At 40.4% G+C, this 21776-nt stretch carries 20 protein-coding genes, 1 other RNA gene and 1 other annotated feature; of the genes, 19 read left to right on the top strand and 2 right to left on the bottom strand.

Annotated features, from left to right (window positions below):
- Positions 1-1767 (top strand): aspartate--tRNA ligase, encoded by a 1767-nt coding sequence (aspS, locus tag LZD48_RS01680; protein ID WP_235760990.1) that lies wholly within the window; start codon positions 1-3, stop codon positions 1765-1767.
- A gap of 226 nt (positions 1768-1993) precedes the next feature.
- Positions 1994-2172, top strand: a non-coding RNA gene (gene ssrS, locus LZD48_RS01675) — 6S RNA.
- Positions 2173-2217: 45 nt separating this feature from the next.
- Here the strand turns inward: ssrS and LZD48_RS01670 are convergent.
- Positions 2218-2856, bottom strand: a complete 639-nt coding sequence (locus tag LZD48_RS01670; protein ID WP_235760989.1) for an RsfA family transcriptional regulator — start codon at positions 2854-2856, stop codon at positions 2218-2220.
- A gap of 84 nt (positions 2857-2940) precedes the next feature.
- Positions 2941-4227, bottom strand: a complete 1287-nt coding sequence (locus tag LZD48_RS01665) for a replication-associated recombination protein A (RefSeq protein WP_235760988.1) — start codon at positions 4225-4227, stop codon at positions 2941-2943.
- A 799-nt stretch (positions 4228-5026) separates the two neighbouring features.
- Here LZD48_RS01665 and cymR point away from each other — a divergent pair.
- From cymR to LZD48_RS01585, 17 genes are all read left to right on the top strand, one after another.
- Positions 5027-5446: a cysteine metabolism transcriptional regulator CymR gene (gene cymR, locus LZD48_RS01660; RefSeq protein WP_235760987.1), complete on the top strand. Its 420-nt coding sequence runs from the start codon at positions 5027-5029 to the stop codon at positions 5444-5446.
- A 19-nt stretch (positions 5447-5465) separates the two neighbouring features.
- Positions 5466-6608: a cysteine desulfurase family protein gene (locus tag LZD48_RS01655; protein WP_235760986.1), complete on the top strand. Its 1143-nt coding sequence runs from the start codon at positions 5466-5468 to the stop codon at positions 6606-6608.
- A 14-nt stretch (positions 6609-6622) separates the two neighbouring features.
- Entirely contained in the window at positions 6623-7735 is a 1113-nt protein-coding gene (gene mnmA, locus LZD48_RS01650) for a tRNA 2-thiouridine(34) synthase MnmA (RefSeq protein ID WP_235760985.1), read from the top strand.
- A 15-nt stretch (positions 7736-7750) separates the two neighbouring features.
- Positions 7751-8413, top strand: coding sequence for a tetratricopeptide repeat protein (locus tag LZD48_RS01645; protein ID WP_235760984.1), 663 nt, complete (start codon positions 7751-7753; stop codon positions 8411-8413).
- Positions 8414-9079: 666 nt separating this feature from the next.
- A complete protein-coding gene (gene recD2 / locus LZD48_RS01640) occupies positions 9080-11392 on the top strand; it encodes an SF1B family DNA helicase RecD2 (protein ID WP_235760983.1) in 2313 nt (770 codons plus the stop codon).
- A gap of 67 nt (positions 11393-11459) precedes the next feature.
- Positions 11460-11666 carry a YrzR-like zinc ribbon domain gene (locus LZD48_RS01635; protein WP_235760982.1) on the top strand — a complete coding sequence of 69 codons (207 nt, stop codon included), beginning with the start codon at positions 11460-11462 and terminating at the stop codon, positions 11664-11666.
- 30 nt (positions 11667-11696) lie between these two features.
- Positions 11697-12767, top strand: a complete 1071-nt coding sequence (locus LZD48_RS01630) for an AI-2E family transporter (protein WP_235760981.1) — start codon at positions 11697-11699, stop codon at positions 12765-12767.
- Positions 12768-12812: 45 nt separating this feature from the next.
- Positions 12813-13015, top strand: a binding site (T-box leader).
- A gap of 147 nt (positions 13016-13162) precedes the next feature.
- Entirely contained in the window at positions 13163-13291 is a 129-nt protein-coding gene (locus LZD48_RS18680) for a hypothetical protein (RefSeq protein ID WP_255770270.1), read from the top strand.
- A 15-nt stretch (positions 13292-13306) separates the two neighbouring features.
- The gene (gene alaS, locus LZD48_RS01625; RefSeq protein ID WP_235760980.1) at positions 13307-15952 is read left to right on the top strand and encodes an alanine--tRNA ligase; all 2646 of its coding nucleotides are present in this window, start codon (positions 13307-13309) and stop codon (positions 15950-15952) included.
- An 83-nt stretch (positions 15953-16035) separates the two neighbouring features.
- The gene (locus LZD48_RS01620; RefSeq protein ID WP_235760979.1) at positions 16036-16302 is read left to right on the top strand and encodes an IreB family regulatory phosphoprotein; all 267 of its coding nucleotides are present in this window, start codon (positions 16036-16038) and stop codon (positions 16300-16302) included.
- A complete protein-coding gene (ruvX, locus tag LZD48_RS01615) occupies positions 16303-16716 on the top strand; it encodes a Holliday junction resolvase RuvX (protein WP_235760978.1) in 414 nt (137 codons plus the stop codon).
- A gap of 13 nt (positions 16717-16729) precedes the next feature.
- Positions 16730-17017, top strand: a complete 288-nt coding sequence (locus LZD48_RS01610; protein ID WP_235760977.1) for a DUF1292 domain-containing protein — start codon at positions 16730-16732, stop codon at positions 17015-17017.
- 169 nt (positions 17018-17186) lie between these two features.
- The gene (gene mltG, locus LZD48_RS01605) at positions 17187-18305 is read left to right on the top strand and encodes an endolytic transglycosylase MltG (RefSeq protein WP_235760976.1); all 1119 of its coding nucleotides are present in this window, start codon (positions 17187-17189) and stop codon (positions 18303-18305) included.
- A gap of 361 nt (positions 18306-18666) precedes the next feature.
- A complete protein-coding gene (locus LZD48_RS01600) occupies positions 18667-19311 on the top strand; it encodes an O-methyltransferase (RefSeq protein ID WP_235760975.1) in 645 nt (214 codons plus the stop codon).
- A gap of 16 nt (positions 19312-19327) precedes the next feature.
- The gene (gene udk, locus LZD48_RS01595; protein ID WP_235760974.1) at positions 19328-19957 is read left to right on the top strand and encodes a uridine kinase; all 630 of its coding nucleotides are present in this window, start codon (positions 19328-19330) and stop codon (positions 19955-19957) included.
- 160 nt (positions 19958-20117) lie between these two features.
- Entirely contained in the window at positions 20118-20594 is a 477-nt protein-coding gene (greA, locus tag LZD48_RS01590) for a transcription elongation factor GreA (protein ID WP_235760973.1), read from the top strand.
- Between the two features lie 479 nt (positions 20595-21073).
- Positions 21074-21748: a YrrS family protein gene (locus LZD48_RS01585; protein WP_235760972.1), complete on the top strand. Its 675-nt coding sequence runs from the start codon at positions 21074-21076 to the stop codon at positions 21746-21748.
- Positions 21749-21776: the final 28 nt, after the last annotated feature.

The raw sequence follows: 21776 nt of genomic DNA, 5'->3' as shown, positions 1-21776 counted from the left end.
ATGACGAGAATTTATGCCGGAACGATAAATGAAGAACATATCGGTCAAACGATACTTTTAAAAGGTTGGGTGCAAAAGCGCCGTGACCTTGGCGGATTAATTTTCATTGATTTACGTGACCGATCGGGAATTGTCCAAGTTGTGTTCAATCCAGATGAATCAGAAGAAGCGCTGAAGATTGCAGATACGATTCGATCAGAATATGTAGTGGAGATTACAGGGCTCGTTGTCGGACGGGACGCGAGTACGGTCAACCCGCTAATGGAAACAGGTAAAATAGAAGTAGTTGCTTCATCTGTTGAAATTTTAAATAAATCGAAGAACCCGCCGTTTATGATTAAAGATGAAACGGATGTTGCTGAGGATCTAAGGTTGAAATATCGTTATCTTGATTTAAGACGTCCAAGTCTGCAAGAGACCATTAAATTACGTCACCAAACAACCCAGGCGATTCGTAACTTTTTAAATCATGACGGGTTCCTTGAAATGGAGACACCAATCTTAACAAAAAGTACGCCAGAAGGTGCCCGTGACTATCTTGTGCCTAGTCGGGTCCATCCTGGAGAATTCTATGCCCTGCCACAATCTCCGCAACTGTTTAAACAGTTGATCATGATGAGCGGTTTTGAAAAATACTATCAGATTGCCCGTTGTTTCCGTGACGAGGATTTACGGGCCGATCGTCAACCGGAATTCACGCAAATTGACATTGAGACGTCATTCCAGACGAGTGATGACATTATGGAAATGACGGAAAAAATGATGCAATACGTTATGAAAGAAGTAAAAGGCATTGATATTACATTACCGATTCCACGGATGTCTTATGATGACGTCATGAATCGCTTCGGTTCAGATAAGCCAGACACTAGATTTGCTATGGAAATTATTGATGCCACGTCGATTTTCAAAACCTCAGAATTTAAAGTGTTCAAAGGGGCAATTGGAAATGGAGGAAGCGTGAGACTCCTGAATGTGAAAGGCGAAGCAGCTAATTTCTCCAGAAAAGATATTGATAAGCTGGGAGAATATGCTGCTGTGTATGGTGCTAAAGGACTTGCTTGGTTGAAAGCGGAAGAAACGGAATTAAAAGGTCCAATCGCCAAGTTCCTAACGGAAGAGGAAAAAGCACAATTAACAACAGCAGTTGAAGTGACAGACGGTGACTTATTATTATTTGTTGCAGATAAAAATCAAGTCGTTTTTGACAGTTTAGGTGCATTACGTTTAAAGCTTGGGAAAGACTTGAATTTAATCGATCAGTCGAAATACAATTTCCTTTGGGTAACAGACTGGCCATTGCTTGAGTACGACGAAGAACTTGATCGTTACTTTGCTGCGCATCACCCATTCACATCTCCAGTGGAAGGGGAGCTCGATAAATTATTAACAGAACCTGAGAATGTTCGGGCGAATGCGTACGACCTTGTTTTAAACGGATATGAATTAGGTGGAGGTTCCATCCGAATTTATCAAAAAGAAACGCAGGAAAAAATGTTCCAAGCCCTTGGATTTACAAAAGAGGAAGCAGAAGAACAGTTCGGATTTTTAATGGAAGCTCTGGAATATGGTGCACCGCCACACGGAGGAATTGCGTTAGGCCTTGACCGGATTATCATGCTGCTTGCAGGCCGTTCCAACTTGCGTGATACGATCCTGTTTCCAAAAACAGCTTCTGCTTCAGACCTGTTAACGGAAGCGCCAGGTGGAGTATCTCCAGAACAACTGAAAGAGTTATCGATTCAATTAGCAAAACAAAAAGACTAATTATGGTTTGTTTATCCCGGTGTAACCATCCGTAAAATCTTCATCTCAAACCTTCAGGTCATATCGAGAAAGTTTAGGTGGGAAGGAACGTGAGCTAACACCTTGATTCTGTTCAACTACCAATCAGCGAGAGGTAAGGAACCCCCACTGATTGAAGTTTCACTTTATCATTTGATTAATCTAAAAAGCTATGTTAATATAAGTTTACATTCAAAAAAGTAATCAATATATCCTGATGTGTGCGTTCATACGAAGTATTTTGACCGAACACCAAATGATAGGGAGCCTGGAAGTTTCCATTCTGCCATACCGTCTATTGCAGACAATATCAGCAGTTTGGAACAGGGCACCCACCTGCTAAAAGCGGGATCAAAACTTTTACTGGACGGCACGATCGGGATATCGTACATAAAAAAAAGCGCAGAGGCTATAGTCTCTGCGCTTTTATTTTTAATTCGATGAAGGGTTAGCTAGTTGTTCAAGGTTACCATTTTTATCCATCCGGAAGCTCGGGGAGGTGAAAGAGCGTTCGTCTTTCAGAACGGTCATTCGTCTCGCCCTGTCCATAATTTGAATAAATGTTTGGTAATCTTCCTGCATTGTTTCTAGCTGTTTTTCCGTCTGTTTCAATTGTTTTTCGAGTTTAGCAACTTCTTCTTTTAATTGTTCGTTTTCTGTTAATGCTGCTTCTGTTGTAGCTTTTGATTGATTGGAAACATAGTAGTCTTGTTTTATTTCATTCAAGAATGCAAGAACCATATCGAATGTAATCTCATCAGCAGTAGTTTTCACGGCGATTGTTTCTTTGCTCGGAATGGTTTGCTTCGGAACAGGTGTGAAATTTTGTTTTGCTTGTTTTCGTTTCATTTCTTTCCGCTGCCGTTTAGCTAAATCAATTGCATTGATATATTTATTACGGACTTCCGCATTCCACCTGAATCCACAGGCAGCTGAAGTCCGGTTTAATTTATCCCCAACTTCTTCAAATGCATTCAGTTGGGTGCTGCCTTCCCTAATATGACGCAATACGGTTTCTGCCAGCAATAGATCATCCTCATGGGACCAGGCATCTTGTCTCACTTTGGCCATTATTATCCAACTCCTTTTTCTAGGGCAAAACAATAGATTATCATGTTGCTAGTTATTATTGCCTCAAGAAAAAAGATTTATACGTCATCTTTTTGTAACTTTCATTTCTTGTTCGATTTTTTCATAGACCTGTTTCATTGCTTTTTCAAATTTACCGGTATCTTTCGGATTGTAATATTTCATATTTTTAATCCGATCTGGTAAATATTGCTGCGCGACCCATGCTCCGTCATAATTATGCGGATATTTATAGTCGACCCCTCTGCCTAAATCTTTTGCCCCTTTATAATGGCTATCCTTCAGATGTAATGGAATATCGCCGCTCTTTCCGTTACGCACGTCAGCGAGAGCCCCGTCGAGAGCTTTATAGGCTGTGTTCGATTTCGGGGAGAGGGCGAGTTCTACAATTGCAACAGCTAATGGAATTCTTGCTTCCGGGAATCCGATTCTTTCAGCAGCTTGTACAGCTGCAAGAACACGGGGTCCTGCTTGCGGATTAGCTAAGCCGATGTCTTCATAAGCGATAACAAGCATTCTTCTTGCGATACTGTCTAGGTCGCCCGCTTCAATTAATCTAGCTAAATAATGAAGAGAAGCGTTCACATCGCTGCCGCGGATCGATTTTTGGAATGCTGAGAGTACGTCATAATGCGCATCTCCTCCCTTATCATGGGAAAAACTTTTCTTTTGCATGCATTCTTCTGCAGCTTCAAGTTCAATTTTGATGATATCATCTGTGTTTGGTGGTGTTGACATTGCCGCTAGCTCAAGGCCATTTAAAGCAGCTCGCATATCCCCATTTGAGCTATCAGCAAAATGATCGAGTGCTTCTGAAGTGATTTCAATCTTCATTTCACCTAGCCCGCGTTCTTTATCCTCGACTGCTCGAAGTAATGCTGTTTTCACATGTTCTGGCTCTAATGATTCAAGTTCGAATAAATGACATCTGCTCCGGATTGCCGGATTGATGGAATGATATGGATTACTTGTTGTACAGCCAATCATCGTAATGAGATTTGTTTCAAGGTGGGGGAGAAGGAAGTCTTGTTTTGCTTTGTCCAAACGGTGGACCTCATCTAAGATAAGCACGAGATTACCACTTAATTTCGCTTCTTCGACAACGATCTCCATATCTTTCTTTTTATGCGTCACTGCATTCAATAATCTCACCTGAAGGCCTGCTGTCTTGGCAATGGCAAATGCTGTAGAAGTTTTACCAGTTCCTGGCGGCCCAAACAGAATCATTGACGCGAGCATGTTCGCTGTTACCATTCGCTGGATTAGCTTTCCATCTCCAACAAGGTGTTCCTGGCCAATGATTTCATTAATATGAGTTGGCCGCATTCGTAGTGCTAAAGGTTGTTTTTTCATATAAACCGTCCTTTTAAGTTCTTATGATATATTCAACTTTCGCAGTCTAAAACAGTTAGCTACCCCCATGGCCCAGTTGTTTCTTCTATTTACCTAACAACTCTGTCAAAAGTACCGAAAGAAACAATAATCGCTTTCATTCAGCGTAAGTGTTTGCTCGTTCACTTTGTTTGGAACTTTTATCGCCGTTCAGTTGCCCGGCGGACGGATGCTTTCCACGGGCACGGCCTCAGCCTCCTCGGAAGAAAACCGCTTCCTGCGGGGTCTTCGGACACGTGCTATTCTCGTAGGAGTCACCGTCCGCCGGGCAACTGAACTGGTAAGAATTATTATTATGAATGGAAGTCATTCCATCTTTCCTAATAAGAAATAAGGTTCCATATCAGGTATTTCCTCGTAGCAGTCCAGACACCTCGAGACTCCTGTGGGAGGACAGGCCTATGTGAGACCCCGCAGGGCGCCAGCCCGAGGAGGCTCACCAGCCGCCCACGGAAAGCGAGAGGTGTCTGGACTGCGGACCTCCAGAAGGGAGTGGAAGTTGCATTTACGCCTGAATGAAAGTAATAAATAATAAAGACACTGGGCGCTTGATAGGGATAATTTGCTTACCTATTTGTAGGTGTGGAGGTTGAGTTATATATAAAGCTTAGACTTGAAATTAGAGAAATGCAAGAGAGAGACGGTTCATGTTATAATAGCAAATAGAATAATACAACTGAATGATCAGAAGCTAATTGATAGACAATGGAAAATATATTCCGTATAGTAGTGATTTAATTATAAAGAGGTGCAATGTAAAATGAAAGTAACAACAAAAGGAAGATATGGACTAACGATAATGATAGAGCTTGCAAAGGAATACGGGGAAGGTCCTAAATCATTAAAATCAATCGCTCAGGAAAATAATTTATCCGAGCATTATTTGGAGCAGCTGGCTGCACCTCTTCGGAACGCAGGATTAGTTAGAAGTGTAAGAGGAGCCTATGGAGGCTACAAACTTGCAAAGGAACCGACAGAAATTACTGCAGGAGATGTGATACGGGTACTCGAGGGACCGATCACACTAGTTGAAGGATTAGAAGAAGAGAAACCTGCCCAACAAGCATTATGGATTAGAATCCGCGATGCAATCCGCGGAGTGTTAGACCATACAACACTTAAGGATTTAGTCGATTCCAGTGATAATAATAAAGAAGAAGCCTATATGTTCTACATCTGACAAGAAAGGAATTCACATCATGGAAGTAATCTATTTAGACCATGCCGCAACTACCCCAATGGATCAGAAAGTTGCAGAAGCAATGACCGTCATTTTTCAGGAAGTTTATGGCAACCCTTCAAGCGTTCACTCGCAGGGAAGAAAAGCAAGGAAACAATTAGATGAAGCAAGACGACTCATCGCTTCTAGTATCGGTGCCAATGAAAAGGAAATTTACTTTACAAGCGGTGGCACAGAAGCAGATAATCTGGCGTTGATTGGAACAGCCCTTGCGAATAGGGAAAAGGGAAACCATATTATAACAACAGCGCAAGAACATCATGCCGTTCTCCATACAGCAGAATATTTGGAAACCCTCGGGTTTGAGATAACCTATTTACCGACTGATGAATCTGGCCGTATTTCTCCTAGAGCAGTTGAAGCAGCATTACGAGAAGATACGATTCTTATTTCCATTATGTTTGTAAATAATGAAACGGGAGTGATTCAGCCAATTAAGGAAATTGGTGAGGTGTTAAAAGAACATCAGGCTTATTTCCATACGGATGCTGTTCAGGCTTATGGTTTATTAGAACTTAATGTGGATGAATTAGGTGTTGATTTATTAACCACCTCCGCACATAAAATTAATGGGCCGAAAGGGATTGGTTTTCTCTATACACGCGAATCCGTCGTGATGCAAAACTTGGCGTTCGGTGGGGAACAGGAAAGAAAACGCCGTGCAGGTACAGAAAACGTCGCTGCCATCGTTGGTTTTAAAGAAGCCGTTCAACTGATCACCGCAGAACGAGAAGCAAGAAATCTTGCCTACAAGCGGTATAAAGAACTATTTATTGAACAGCTTAAGCGTGAAGGAGTTGAATTCTCCTTGAACGGAGACCAGGAACATGCAATCAATACGATTGTCAATATTAGTTTCCCTGGTACAAACGTGGAACAAGTGTTGACAAATTTAGATTTAGAAGGAATTGCCGCCTCAAGCGGAAGTGCTTGCACAGCCGGAAGCGTCGAACCTTCCCACGTATTGAGTGCAATGTTCGGTGACAGTAATCCTTGCACAACAAACTCCATCCGTTTCAGTTTCGGCAGTGCCAATACAGATGAAAATATAATTGAAGCGGCAAAACGGGTAGCAAAAATTATTAAACGGTTAACAAAATAAGGAAAGTGATTAAAATGAATGAAAATAAAAATACACGAGTTGTAATTGGAATGAGTGGAGGGGTCGATTCATCAGTCGCCGCTTTGCTTTTGAAAGAGCAAGGCTATGACGTTGTCGGCATCTTCATGAAAAACTGGGATGATACCGATGAGTTTGGTGTCTGTACAGCAACGGAAGATTTCGATGATGTTGTCCGCGTATGTAATCAACTGGATATCCCTTATTACTCAGTAAATTTTGAAAAGGAATATTGGGATAAAGTATTCACCTATTTCCTTGATGAATATAAAGCGGGACGTACTCCGAACCCAGACGTCATCTGCAATAAGGAAATTAAATTCAAAGCATTCCTTGATCATGCTGTGTCTCTAGGTGCAGATTATCTTGCAACTGGCCATTACGCTCAAGTAAGGCAAGGTGACGGGAAAGTTGAATTGCTGCGCGGAGTAGATGAAAATAAAGATCAAACGTATTTTTTGAACCAGCTTTCCGGTGACGTCTTAGCAAAAGTCATGTTCCCATTAGGGCATTTGCAGAAGCCGCAAGTGCGTGAAATTGCTCTAAAACATAATCTCGCAACAGCTACGAAGAAGGATTCTACAGGGATTTGCTTTATCGGAGAGCGGAATTTCAAAGAGTTTTTAAGTGAATATTTGCCAGCACAACCAGGTGAAATGCAGACTCTTACTGGTGAAGTGATGGGTGCTCATGATGGATTAATGTACTATACAATTGGACAGCGTCAGGGACTTGGCATTGGCGGACCGGGTGAACCATGGTTTGTTGTCGGCAAGAATTTGGAAGAAAACATTTTATATGTAGAGCAAAGCTACGGAAATGATTATTTATATTCCGATTCATTAATCGCAACGGATCTGAATTGGATCAACCCGGAAGAGGTTCAAGACACATTTACATGTACTGCCAAGTTCAGATATCGTCAAAAAGACAGTAAAGTTAAAGTCACTGTACTAGAGGATGGAAATGTCCATGTCGAATTTGCTGAACCACAGCGGGCAATCACTCCAGGACAGGCTGTCGTATTCTATGATGGCGAAGTTTGCCTAGGTGGCGGCACGATTGATAAAGTAATTAAAAACGAACAACATCTTGATTATGTAGGTTGAGTTAGGGGATTATTCATGGATAAGAATAGAGAAGCAATCCAGATGATGCAGGAAGGAAAATATGAAGAAGCGGCTAAGTTATTTAATGAATTGATTGAGGAGAATCCAAGCGACCCACTAGGCTATATTAATTTTGGGAATCTTTTAGTAGAGCTCCAAGAAGCGGAACGGGCGGAGCGATTCTTTTTAAAAGCGATCAATTTGGATGACACAGCTGCCACTGCTTATTATGGACTTGGCAATCTATATTTTGAACAAGAACAATTCAAAAAAGCGAACGGCTATTTTGAGCAAGCTCTGGATAAAGGGCTCGAGGATGCTCATTTATATTACTTACTGGGCCTTTCTTTACAGTACCAGGAACAATTTAAATTAGCTTTACCTTATTTATTGCGAGCAACGGAACTGGCAGGGGGTGAAATCAATTATCGTTTCCAATATGGACTTTCACTTGCCCAAGCGGAACTTGTCGATGAGGCGAAGACAGTCTTCCAAGAAGTGATTGAAATGGACGAGACTCATAGTGATGCCCATTACAATTTAGGTGTCATCGCCGTCTTCAACGAGGATGCCGAACAAGCCCTCAAACATTTCAGTCAAGCCCTGAAAGAACAACCGGACCATTATTTAGCCGCAAACGGAAAGAAACAAGTGGAACAGTTTTTGGAAAATCAATAATCAACATTTTTCCTAAAAAAAACAAAGCAAAGCAGTTCAATTCTAACAAGCCCCAATAGTCGGAGAAGAAGAGGGTTAGACGTGATTTTAACAGATAGATAAACTACAGTTTTCATTCAGCGTAAGTGTCCGAAACCGAAACTCTCTTCTGAAGGTCCGCAGTCCAGACACCTCTCGCACCTGCTGAGCGGCCGGCAAGCCTCCTCGCGCTATCGCGCTGCGGGGTCTCGCCAGGCCTATCCCCCCGCAGGAGTCTCGAGGTGTCTGGACTGCTACCAGGAAAGACCATATTAGGATCACTGTTTAGTGTACTGGAAAAGTATAATCCTTATCGTGACGGAATAATTTATATTTAAAATAATCATCTCTACCAGTTCAGTTGCCCGGTGGACGGTGACTCATGCGGGAACAGCACGAGTCTGGAGACCCCTTAGTGCTCAGCCCGAGGAGCTCTAGCAGTGCCTAAGGATGCGCATCCGTCCACCGGGAAACTGAACGGAAATTATAACTCCAGTCTAGAGAATGCGCAAATCACTTACGCTGAATGAAAGGAATATGCGGGTTATGGGTCAGTGGATTTCGGGTTTCTTGAGTGGTTCAGGCCTAGTTAACTGTTTCAGGCTGCGAAAGTTGAGTCAATAAAGAACGAAACGAGCGTGTTTAAGTATGGAAGATAAGCAACGAAATGAAAAAGGATATATTCGCGGCACCCTTCTTTATACGATTTTTCAAAATGAAGATGAGAATTTTGCAATCATAAAAGTTAAAATAGAGGATACGAACGAAGAATATGAAGAGAGAGAGATTGTTGCTAAAGGTTATTTCTCTCAGCTGACAGAAGAGCATTCCTATTATTTCTACGGCGTCTTCGAACATCACCAAAAGTTCGGAATCCAGTACCGCGTTGAATCCTATCAAACCTATATCCCAGATACGAAGGAAGGCTTGATTTCCTATTTGTCCAGTGATTTGTTTTATGCGATTGGTGAAAAAACAGCTACTCGCATCGTTGATAAATTAGGAATGAACGCCATCTCCCATATTTTAGAAAACCCGGAATGCCTGGACGGAATTCCGGGTCTTAAAAAACAAACAAGAGAACAATTACATAAGAGTTTGGAAGAACATCAAGGCTTTGAACGGATTGCAATCACCCTTTCAAGCTACCAAATCACTCTTAAAATGGCGCAGCGAATTTATCAGCAATATAAAGAGGAAGCTGTACATAAGTTATATGAAGATCCGTATCAATTCGTTTTTGATATCGAAGGCTTTGGTTTTCAGTCCGCTGACCGGATTGCAAGGATGAACGGCTTATCACCCGATCATCCAAACCGGATTGGTGCAGGCTGTATTTTTGTTTTACAAAAAAGTATGCAAGACGGCCATGTCTATTTACCATATGACCAGTGCGTACAGGAAATGATTCAAGTACTGGGATTTGAATTAACAGAACAAATCATTCAAGATCGATTGGAAGAATTGAATACGCAAAAGAAAGTGATTATAAATGAAGGAAATATATATTTGCCTTCACTGTATTATGCAGAAGATGGTTTTGCATCGCACATTAGCAGAGTGATGAGTAAAGAAATTGAAAACGAGACAACATTAGCAGAGTTAATGAAGATAACGGGAGAAATTGAAGAAGAAGAAATACTGAGCTATGGGAAAGAACAATTTGATGCAATTGAAAAAGCATTACAATCCAGAGTGATGATTCTTACCGGTGGACCAGGTACAGGAAAAACAACCGTAATAAAAGGAATCGTGAAGGCTTACGCAACAATCCATGATCACTCCCTTGATGTTGATGATTATGAAAAAAAGTCGGAATTTCCTTTCGTGCTCACAGCTCCAACAGGTCGGGCTGCTAAGCGATTAAGTGAATCGACTGGACTACCTGCTTCAACCATTCACCGGTTGCTTGGTTGGAATGGAAATGACGGTTTCGAAAAAAATGAACAGGAACGTTTGTCAGGAAAATTTCTGATTGTCGATGAATTTTCAATGGTCGACATTTGGCTTGCTAATCATTTGTTTAAAGCAATCCCGGATGATATGCAAGTATTATTAGTTGGAGATGAAGACCAGCTGCCATCTGTCGGACCTGGTCAAGTACTATCCGATTTACTTTCAAGCGGTAAAATGCCTATCGTGAGGCTGTATGAAGTATACCGCCAAAAAGAAGGTTCTAAAATCATTGAACTCGCTCATGAAATTAAAAATAACGAGATAACAGAGGCGTCACTGCAAAAAGCGAATGATTTCAGTTTTATCCCAGCAAATAACCGGCAAATTGTTGAAGCGATCACGATTATATTTAAACATGCGATCGAAAAAGGAATCGATACAAATGATATTCAAGTTCTTGCTCCAATTTACAAAACAGAAGCAGGAATTAATCGGATTAATGAAGAAATCCAACAACTATTAAACCCGAAAACAGATAAAACACGTGAAATGAAAGTGATGGACGTGAATTACCGGGTCGGCGACAGGGTGATTCAATTAGTCAACCAGCCGGAAGACGGGGTGTTTAATGGAGATATCGGGGAAATTGTCGCCATCTTTTTCGCTAAAGAAAATAAAGAGAAGAAAGAACAAATCGTTATCGCTTTTGAGGAAAAGGAAATTGTATATGAGCGGCAGGATTTCGGGAATTTCATGCACGCTTATTGTATCTCCATTCATAAATCCCAGGGAAGTGAATTTCCAATCATTCTATTACCGGTCATACCTTCGTACTACCGGATGCTTCGGAAGAACTTATTATATACAGCTATAACGAGAAGTAAAGAATCTCTTATTATATGCGGAGATATGTCTGCTTTCTTGCGTGGCGTTACGACGATGGACACGAATCAGCGCTACACCTCTCTAATTGAGCGGCTGGAGAGCAGAATAGAAGAAGTACAAGAATTACCGATTTCAATCTCGGCTGAAGAAAAAGAACTGAATCCCTATGATTTTATGTAAATGGAAGTATATTCGTTTTCTCTTTCGGCTAGGCTATAAATAGAAATTATAGCCAGGAGATGATCACATGATGCAGTGTCCAAATTGTAAAGGGAAAAATCTTGGAAAAATAGGAGTCCAATTGTATTATTGCTGGTCTTGTTATTTGGAGTTAGCAGTTAAAAAGGATAAATTCCATATTCACCAAATCGAAGCAGATGGCAGTTTAAGTCCGCTGAATGACTTGTTTTCAGAGGAAGAGAGAACGGTTGCGGAAGATAAGCTACTGTCATAAGAAATGCAAATATAACACGAGGTGTTGCAGTTGCTTGAGAGGTGGAATGGAAAGAAACTATTATATATACTTTTACTCGGAATCCTTGCTTTAGTCTTTTTATTTTTATTATGGATAACCTATCCTTACTTTAAGGAGGTTTTTTCCTTTTTATGGCAGCTTTTTTTGCCATTTATTATCGCAGGATTCATCGCTTATTTATTGTACCCGATTATTAATTTTCTGGACAGGCAACAGATTCATAAAGGACTCGCCGTTCTGATTATTTATATCCTTTTTTTCGGTGGAGCTGCCTTTTTACTTTACCGTGTCTATCCGCTCGTTATCCAGCAAATGAATGATTTGATTGAAAACATCCCACAGTTTGTAAATATGTATGAATCATCGATTAACTACATTTACAGCTATACTTCATTTCTGCCGGAGACCTTTCACGACAGAATTGATGAATTGATTATCCGCTTGGAAGATACGCTGGATCAGCTCGTGTCACGCCTAGTCAATGGATTCACCCATTTCTTTGATATGATTCTTATAGTTACAGTTATTCCTGTGCTCGTCTTTTATTACATAAAGGACTATCAAGGAATGAAACATTTGATAAAAAGGTTTATCCCAGTCAGGCTGCACACAAGAGTGAAGAGAATGGTACTTGCAATCGATAAAAGTCTAGGTGGGTATTTAAGAGGATTATTTTTTGTCAGCTCGATTGTCGCCCTCATGACGCTTTTAGCTTTCAAGTTTTTACAAGTTCCTTATGCACTCTTACTCGCTATTTTGATTGGCTTAACGAATATTATTCCTTATTTCGGTCCAATTATTGGTGCAGTGCCAGCAGTGATGATTGCTTATACAATATCTCCATTACATGCACTCTATGTAGTCATTGTGCTATTCATCGTTCAGATAATAGAAGGGAATTTCCTTTCACCATTTATTATGGGTAAGAATATACGGATTCATCCGGTAATGATTATTTTTGCATTATTGTTAGGCGGACAATTATTCGGGATCATTGGAATGATCATCGCTGTTCCAGTAGCAGCTATTTTAAAAGTAATTGTCAAACACTTGCCATATCTATTATCCACTGATAACTAATTGACAAGCAGGGAATATTTATCTATACTAACGCTAGATGAATAATTAAAAATGTTGAAAGTGCCGAGTACATGAAGCTCGTGTGACAGAAAGGGATTTTAAAGCTGAGAAAATCCTCACATCGAATCATGGAATGCTACACTAGAGTACGGCTAATCCCCGTCGGTATCAAACCGTTAACATGCACAAGAGGTGAATAGAAGACTATTCACAACTAGGGTGGTACCGCGAACAATCTCGTCCCTGCATCAGCAGAGAGGAGATTTTTTTGTATGAACAAAGGCGGAAGCGCCCTTACAGGCTAAGTACACAATCGTCTTCGCAACGCCTGTACTAGCACATCCAGTAGTCGCAGCAACGTACAAACTGTGTCTCCCAGGATAGGAGGTAGTTCGATGTTGCCCCAGGAAGGGGCGAACTTAATCGAACCTCCTTTTTACCGGAATGGAGATAAAGGAAACTCAGGCGACGACAGTGAGTTGAAAAAAACTGGGACAAGGGGTCAGAGCAACTGTCCCACCTAACCGAGGAGGATAAAAATGAAAAAATTAAATTCAGCTGAAGTAAGACAACTATTTCTCGATTTTTTTAAAGAGAAAGACCATAAAGTTGAGCCAAGCGCGTCACTCGTTCCGAAAGACGACCCGAGCCTTTTATGGATCAACAGTGGGGTCGCTACGTTAAAGAAATACTTTGACGGTAGGGTTATTCCGGATAATCCGCGGATTGTAAACGCACAGAAAGCGATCCGGACAAATGATATTGAAAATGTCGGCTATACCGCTAGGCATCATACGTTCTTTGAAATGCTCGGTAATTTTTCCATCGGTGATTATTTCAAAAAGCAAGCCATCCATTGGGCTTGGGAGTTTTTAACGAGCGATAAATGGCTCGGATTCAATCCGGAGGTGCTATCGGTTACGGTCCATCCGGAAGATGATGAAGCTTATGATATTTGGTTAAAAGAAATTAAATTACCACAGGAACGGATTATCCGGCTCGAGGAAAACTTCTGGGATATCGGTGAAGGCCCAAGTGGACCGAATACGGAAATCTTTTACGATCGTGGCGAACAGTACGGGAATGACCCAAATGATCCGGAACTATTTCCGGGAGGAGAAAACGCCCGTTATCTTGAAATTTGGAACTTGGTATTCTCTCAATTCAATCATAATGCGGACGATACGTACACGCCGCTGCCGAAGAAAAATATTGATACCGGGATGGGACTTGAACGTCTCATGTCTATTATTCAGAATGTGCCGACAAACTTTGAAACGGATCTATTTATGCCGATAATAGAAAAGACAGAGCAAATAGCCCAAGTGAAATATGGTGCAGATGATAAACAGACGATTGCATTTAAAGTAATTGCGGACCATATCCGGACGGTTAGCTTTGCGATTGCTGACGGTGCGCTTCCATCCAATGAAGGCCGTGGTTATGTTTTAAGAAGACTGATTCGTAGAGCAATCCGTTTTTCCAAGGATATAGGTCTCGACAAACCATTTTTATATGAATTGGTCGATATTGTCGGAGGAATTATGAAAGACTTTTACCCGCAAGTAGCAGAACAGAAAGAACATGTCGCCAAAATTATCCGTTCTGAAGAAGAGCGTTTCCACGAAACACTGAACGACGGATTGGAAATATTAACTTTAATTATTAAACGGGAAGAAGAAGCTGGAAATAAAGTATTTCCTGGAGAAGCAGTATTTAAATTATATGATACGTATGGATTTCCAAAAGAACTCACAGCTGAATATGTGGAAGAACATGGATTTACCATTGATGAACAAGGATTCGAAGTTGAAATGGAGAAACAGAAAGAACGGGCAAGGAATGCAAGGCAAAAAGTCGATTCCATGCAGGTGCAAGATACGACATTAAGCGAACTTGATTTGGAAGATCGGTTTATCGGTTACGACACATTGGAAACAACGACAACTATTACAGCCCTTCTTCATGCAGGTGAGGAAAAGCCAGTGGCAAAGGAAAACGATGAAATATTCCTTTTCTTAAAAGAAACACCCTTTTACGCTGAAAGCGGCGGACAAATAGCCGATACAGGCTGGATTTACACGGAACATGCCACCGCTTATGTGGAAGACGTGCAAAAATCACCACAAGGCTTGCATGTCCATAAAGTGACAGTGAAAAGCGGAGAGTTCCATAAAGGGGAGGAAGTTCAAGCAATTGTCGAAAATGCTTTCCGTAATGCAGTTATTAAAAACCATACAGCAACCCACATTCTGCACCAGGCACTGAAGGATGTACTTGGTAAACATGTTAATCAAGCAGGTTCACTTGTTACACCAGATCGTTTACGATTTGACTTCACGCACTTCTCTGCACTTACTGAAGAGGAACTCCAGAATATCGAAGCGATTGTGAACGAGAAGATTTGGGAATCGATTGACCTGGCCATTGACTACCAGGAGTTCGACAAAGCGAAGGAAACAGGGGCAATGGCATTATTTGGTGAGAAATATGGTGATATTGTTCGGGTCGTGCAAATCGGTGATTACAGTGTCGAATTATGTGGTGGTTGCCACGTCCGCAACACTTCCGAAATTGGATTGTTTAAACTCGTATCAGAAGGTGGAATCGGCGCAGGTACAAGAAGGATTGAAGCTGTCACAAGCAAGAAAGCCTATGAATTTTTAAACGGGAAAATGAAAATCTTAAAACAAGTATTCAGTCTCGTAAAAGCAAATGATGATCAGCAAATAACAGAAAAAGTACAATTATTACAACAAGAAGTACGGGACTTGCAAAAAGAAAACGAATCTCTTAGCATGAAAATCGCAAACGTAGAGGCTTCTTCTATATTAGAGCAAGTGGAAGATGTGGCTGGCATCCCTGTGCTTGCAGAACATGTTAATGTAAAGGATATGAATCAACTTCGTAATATGGTAGATGATTTGAAACAAAAACTTGATTCCGCAGTTATTTTACTTGCGACAGAAAATAATGGAAAAGTTCAGCTTGCAGCAGGAGTTTCCAAAGATCTTGTCGAAAAAGGTATACATGCAGGTAAATTAATAAAAGAAGCTGCTACAATATGCGGCGGCGGAGGAGGAGGGCGTCCGGACATGGCCCAGGCAGGGGGGAGTGAGCCGTCCAAGATTCAAGATGCTCTTCTATCCGCACAAGCTTTTGTAAAGAAAGCAATCAATCAGTAAGTAATTTGTAACAATTCATTGAAAAGGTTATAATGATTCTATATAGATGGAGAGTGCGCGAATACTTGGAATGAGGTGTCACAATGAGTTCAATTGATAAGACAATGAAGTTTAATTTTTCAGAGGAGCCGTTTGATCGCGATATAAAAACAATCCTTTTTACCGTGCATGAAGCATTACAGGAAAAAGGATACAATCCGATTAATCAGATTGTAGGTTATTTATTATCCGGTGACCCTGCTTATATCCCAAGGCATAAAGATGCGAGAAATCTAATCCGTAAAGTGGAACGTGATGAAGTGATTGAAGAATTAGTAAAATATTATTTAAAGGAAAATCAAAATAACTAAATGAAAATTATTGGACTGGATGTAGGATCAAAAACAATCGGTGTTGCTGTCAGTGACGTACTTGGCTGGACAGCACAAGGGATAACAACGATTCATTGGAATGAGTCAGATCTCCATTCTGCAGATGATGAATTAAAAAAAATTATAGACGAACACGATATAGGGAAAGCTATCATTGGTTTACCGAAGAACATGAATGGTACAATCGGTGAACGGGGGGAAGCTTCCCAGCGTTTCGCCGCACATTTTGAAAAAAAATTCCAATTGCCTTATGTTCTTTGGGACGAACGCTTAACAACTGCCGCTGCGGAACGGATTTTATTAGAAGCAGATATGAGCAGAAAAAAACGAAAGAAAGTGATTGATAAGATGGCTGCTGTTATTATTTTACAAGGCTATCTGGATCAAAAATAAAAGAGGTGACCTCATGAGCTTAGAAGAAAAAGAGCGAATTATTATCCCGGATGATAACGGAGAGGAACATTTATTCGAAGTATTATTCACATTCGATGTAGATGATACAGATCAATCTTACATTGCAGTCGTTCCTGTTGAGCAAGCAGATGACGATGAAGTGGAGGTATATGCTTTCCGTTACGAAGAAAAAGAAAATGATGAGGAAGATCTCTCCCTATTTCCGATTGAATCGGATGAAGAATGGGAAATTGTTGAAGAGATGCTCGCAACATTGGCAGAGGAAGAAGACGAAAATTAAATCTCTTATCAAAGCTGATGTCTCCAGGAGACATCAGCTTTTCCCTGTAATAAGTGAAGCTTATCACCAGATAATTGGTTATAAAGCCAGTCCGGAATGAATGCTCACTTTATACTTTATTATTTTACATAATATAGTATAATATATCGAATAAGAGGGAGAGGAACACATGGGCAAAGGTAAATTCACCAAACGCTTCAAGGAAAACCGTAATGCTCGCGGAGAAGAAGCGCGCACGGTCCGTAAGATTGTGTTTATTGTTGTACTGCTACTAATTTTGATATTATTTATAGGCGGGCTTGCCGGTTTTTATTATGTGAAATCAGCTCTACAGCCGGTCGAAGAGAACAGTGATGAACAAATAGCTGTTGAAATTCCGATTGGTTCAACGAGTTCAACAATAGCAACGATATTAGAAGAAAATGGCATTATTAAAAATGGTCTTATTTTCCGTTTCTACATAAAATTGAATAATGAGTCAGAATTTCAGGCTGGCGAATATACATTTAGTCCATCGATGTCCATGGATGAAATCATTGAATCTTTAAAAAGTGGAAAAATTGTACTGGAAACTGCGCATCGGGTAACGATTCCAGAAGGACTATCACTCGAACAGATAGCCGAAATCTATGCAAATCAATTTTCATTCACAAGCGAAGAATTTATGGAGACTGTGAATGATGAAGCTTATATCGAACAGTTAATCGAGGAATACCCGCTTATCCTTTCAGAAGCTATATTAAATGAAGAGATACGTTATCCTTTGGAAGGTTACTTATTTGCCATCACGTATGATTTTTATGAAGAGGACCCCTCGATTGAGACAATTGTCGAAATGATGCTTGATCATACCCAGACGGTCATATCCCAACACTTTGAGCAAATCGAAGAACTCGATATGACGATACATGAAGCTATTACATTTGCATCCATTATTGAAAAAGAAACCGGACATTTGGACCAGCGTAACGAAATAGCAGGTGTATTTTATAATCGTTTAGAAGCAGATATGCCGCTGCAAACAGATCCGACCGTACTTTATGCGCATGGAGAGCATAAAGACCGTGTACTATATGAAGATTTAGAAATTGAATCACCCTATAATACGTATTATGTGGACGGGCTTCCAGTTGGACCAATCAGTAATTTTGCCCAGAGTTCATTGGAGGCGGTACTGAACCCAGTAGAAAGTGATTATTATTATTTCCTGCATGACAAAGAGGGAAATATTCACTTTGCAGAGACTTTGGATGAGCATAATCAAAACGTTGATGAATATATGAATTGAAGAGGTTGTGCAAAAGTCCGGTAAAAATGACACTTCGTGAAAGGGAGGTTCTACTAAGACCATCCACGTCCTGTGGACAACGTAGTACTCACCACTTCCTGTGGAAGCTCGTTGGCTCGCTTTTCCGCTCCTCATGTACCTACTAACGTACATTCCGGTGCCGGGATCTTTCGCCGCCTCGAATTTCGACGCACAGGATGTGCTAGTGTCGGCGTTGTAACAGGACGTTGCTTATTTAGCAGACCTCGGTTCTTTTTATCCTCCTTTTGAACACAGACTTGAAGGTAGAAATATGAATATCATTATTCACATTTCTACTTTTCACGAGGGACAACTTATCAGTAAAAAAAGAGGTAGAAAAATGATGAATGAGGATATTCAGTCCTATTTAAAAGAGCTGACCACCCCTGTAACAGAGCAGGTTGAAAAGCTCGAACGATATGCACATTTGCACAATGTGCCAATTATGGAGAGTACGGCAATTGATTATGTTTGTAAGCAAATTATCGTTCATCAGCCGAAAAGAATTCTGGAAGTAGGAACAGCAATCGGCTATTCGGCTCTCCGAATGCTTGAAGCAAGTCCGGACGCTGAAATAATAACGATTGAAAAAGATGAACAGCGTTACAAGGAAGCCATTCAATTTATTAAAGAATGCAAGAAAGCAGAACAGGTGGATGTCCGATTAGGTGAAGCACTTGAGGTATTAGAAGAGCTGCAATCGAATAAGGAATTATTTGATTTCATTTTCATCGATGCAGCAAAAGGCAAGTACCGTAATTTCTTTGATCTTGCTCATCCTCTTCTTCACAAAGGCGGCTGGCTCGTTACGGATAATGTTTTATTTCGAGGCTATGTAAAAGACGAGGAAGCAGCACCGAAAAGGTACCGGAATATGGTAAAGAAAATCCGTGACTATAATCAATTCCTAAGTACGCATCCAGACTATATCACATCGATCTTGCCAATTGGAGACGGTGTGATGATGAGTTATAAAAAAGATTGAAAGGCGGCTTAAAGGAATGTTGGATAAACCAATGGTCATCGGTGTTGCAGGAGGAAGCGGCAGCGGAAAAACATCTGTAACAAGAGCAATCTATGATCGCTTCACCGATAAATCGATTCTTGTACTTGAACAAGATTATTACTATAAAAATCAAGCACACTTATCATTCGAAGAGAGATTGAACACAAATTACGATCACCCTTTAGCATTCGATAATGATTTACTGATTCAGCATGTCAAAGATTTGACGGAAAAGAAAACAATCGAGAAGCCAGTTTATGATTATAAATTGCACACTCGATCTGATCAAGTGATACATGTGGAACCGAAAGACGTTATTATCGTGGAAGGGATTCTTATTCTGGAAGAAGCTGAACTTCGTAATTTGATGGACATTAAAGTCTTTGTCGATACGGACGCTGATTTAAGGATAATTCGTCGGCTAATGCGGGATATCAAAGAAAGAGGCCGGAGTCTTGATTCGGTTATCGATCAATACTTGAACAATGTACGGCCATCCCATCAGCAATTCATCGAACCGACGAAGCGCTATGCGGATATTATTATTCCAGAAGGTGGACAAAATCGTGTAGCAATTGATATCATGGCATCTAAAATCGAAACAATTTTGTCACACAAAAATTAATTTCAATGTAAAAATATATTGATAAATTAGAAGAAGTCTGCGATGATGGTGAATAGCATATTCTCATCCATCTCATAAATGCGATCAAAGCGCATACATTTAAATGCAAGTGAAGGATTTATACTTGATGATAGTGGAAAAATAAAAAGGAGTGTTTTACATGTCTATAGAGAAAAGTTATTATATGACTGCTGAGGGGAAAGAAAAGTTAGAGAAAGAATTACATTTTTTAAAAACGGATAGAAGACAAGAAGTCGTTGAAAGAATTAAGGTAGCTCGTGATTTTGGCGACTTGTCCGAGAACTCGGAGTATGATGCTGCAAAAGAAGAACAAGCTTTTGTCGAACAACGAATTACACAAGTTGAAAAAATGATCCGCAATGCGGTCATCATTGAAAATAATGATACAAACTCAAATATTGTCTCTTTAGGAAAGTCTGTTACATTCCAAGAACTGCCGGATGGGGATGAGGAAACATATACAATTGTTGGCAGTGCAGAAGCTGATCCATTTGAAGGAAAAATTTCCAATGACTCTCCAATTGCAAAAAGTTTGCTCGGTCAGGAAGTTGGTACAGAGGTTACTGTAACAACCCCAGGTGGAGATTTCCAAGTTCGAATTACAAAAGTCGAATAACGGAATACTTGAATGAATTTCATCATTACCAAAGTCGGCTTTTCCACCATATGTAGTTGGGAACGAACCAACTACATATGGTGATGGTGAAGCATTAAATACGTATTATGAAATTCATTAACTTAATATAATATTAAAAAAGCAGCGGGGGAAGACTCTGCTGCTTTTTACATTTTAAAACGAAACAATATAACTGGGATATCCAACTTATTTTCTCTCAATAAATCTTATGGTATGATACTATAAAGTGAAACTTCAATTAGTGAGGTGTCCGACAGACAAGCTGTACGACTGCTGATATTGCGAAGACGAATGCTTCTTAGTCAGCCTTTATCCGAGCTGATTGTTAGTTGAATGAGCCTTAGGTGTCATCTTCCGTTATCTTACTCCTAAACTCTTTGGTACGTTTTGAAGTTGTGGAAAGGGAGTTTTACGGACGATTGCACCGAGATAAATGGGAACGAGGAGGTAAAATCAAGATGACAAACAATAATTCTCGAATGAACAAGTTTGAAAAACGCAGAAGAAATACAAAATTCATTAATTATTTTCTTGCTCTAGCGGCCGTCTTGGCGGTGTTTTTAATCGGCTTCTGGATATTTGGCGGTAACGATGAGGCAGCTGATGATCGTGACACATCTACAAGTGAAGCAGATTCTTTCTTCCTGGAAACGGAAGAAGATGATAACGAAAATAGTACAGATAATGAAACAGTTGATGAACAAGAAGAAAATGATGAAAGTGGTGCCGACTCGGAAGATAACAACCGTGAAGAAGATGAGCCAGCTAGTGAAGAAGCGGAAGAAAATAATGAAAATGACGAAATTGAGACAGTCGAAACAGAACCATCAGATGACGATGTCGAGGAAGCGATTATGGGTAACTGGTCACCAATTGGTACAGAGCAAACTGGTCCGCATACGACTAAATATGAGGATGGATCCCAAGATCGAATTGAGATTAAACGAGCAGCATCCATGGTAACAGGTATACCAGAAGATGAATTAATTGAAATTTGGATTGGGAATGGCGGGCATCAGAAAGTGGTTGCTACTGTTTCCAATCGTGCTCAAACGGAAAATTATCGTGTATTCATGTCTTGGGTTGATGGGGAAGGCTGGCAACCAACGAAACTAGAAACATTAAAGCAGTAAGGATGGAAATAAAAGAAACTTGAACAAA

Origin of the sequence: Oceanobacillus alkalisoli (genome assembly GCF_021556485.1) — a bacterium.
GTDB lineage: Bacteria > Bacillota > Bacilli > Bacillales > Amphibacillaceae > Oceanobacillus > Oceanobacillus alkalisoli.
The sequence above is the reverse complement of the archived record's forward strand: the minus strand, read 5'-3'. Positions and strand labels throughout refer to the sequence as shown.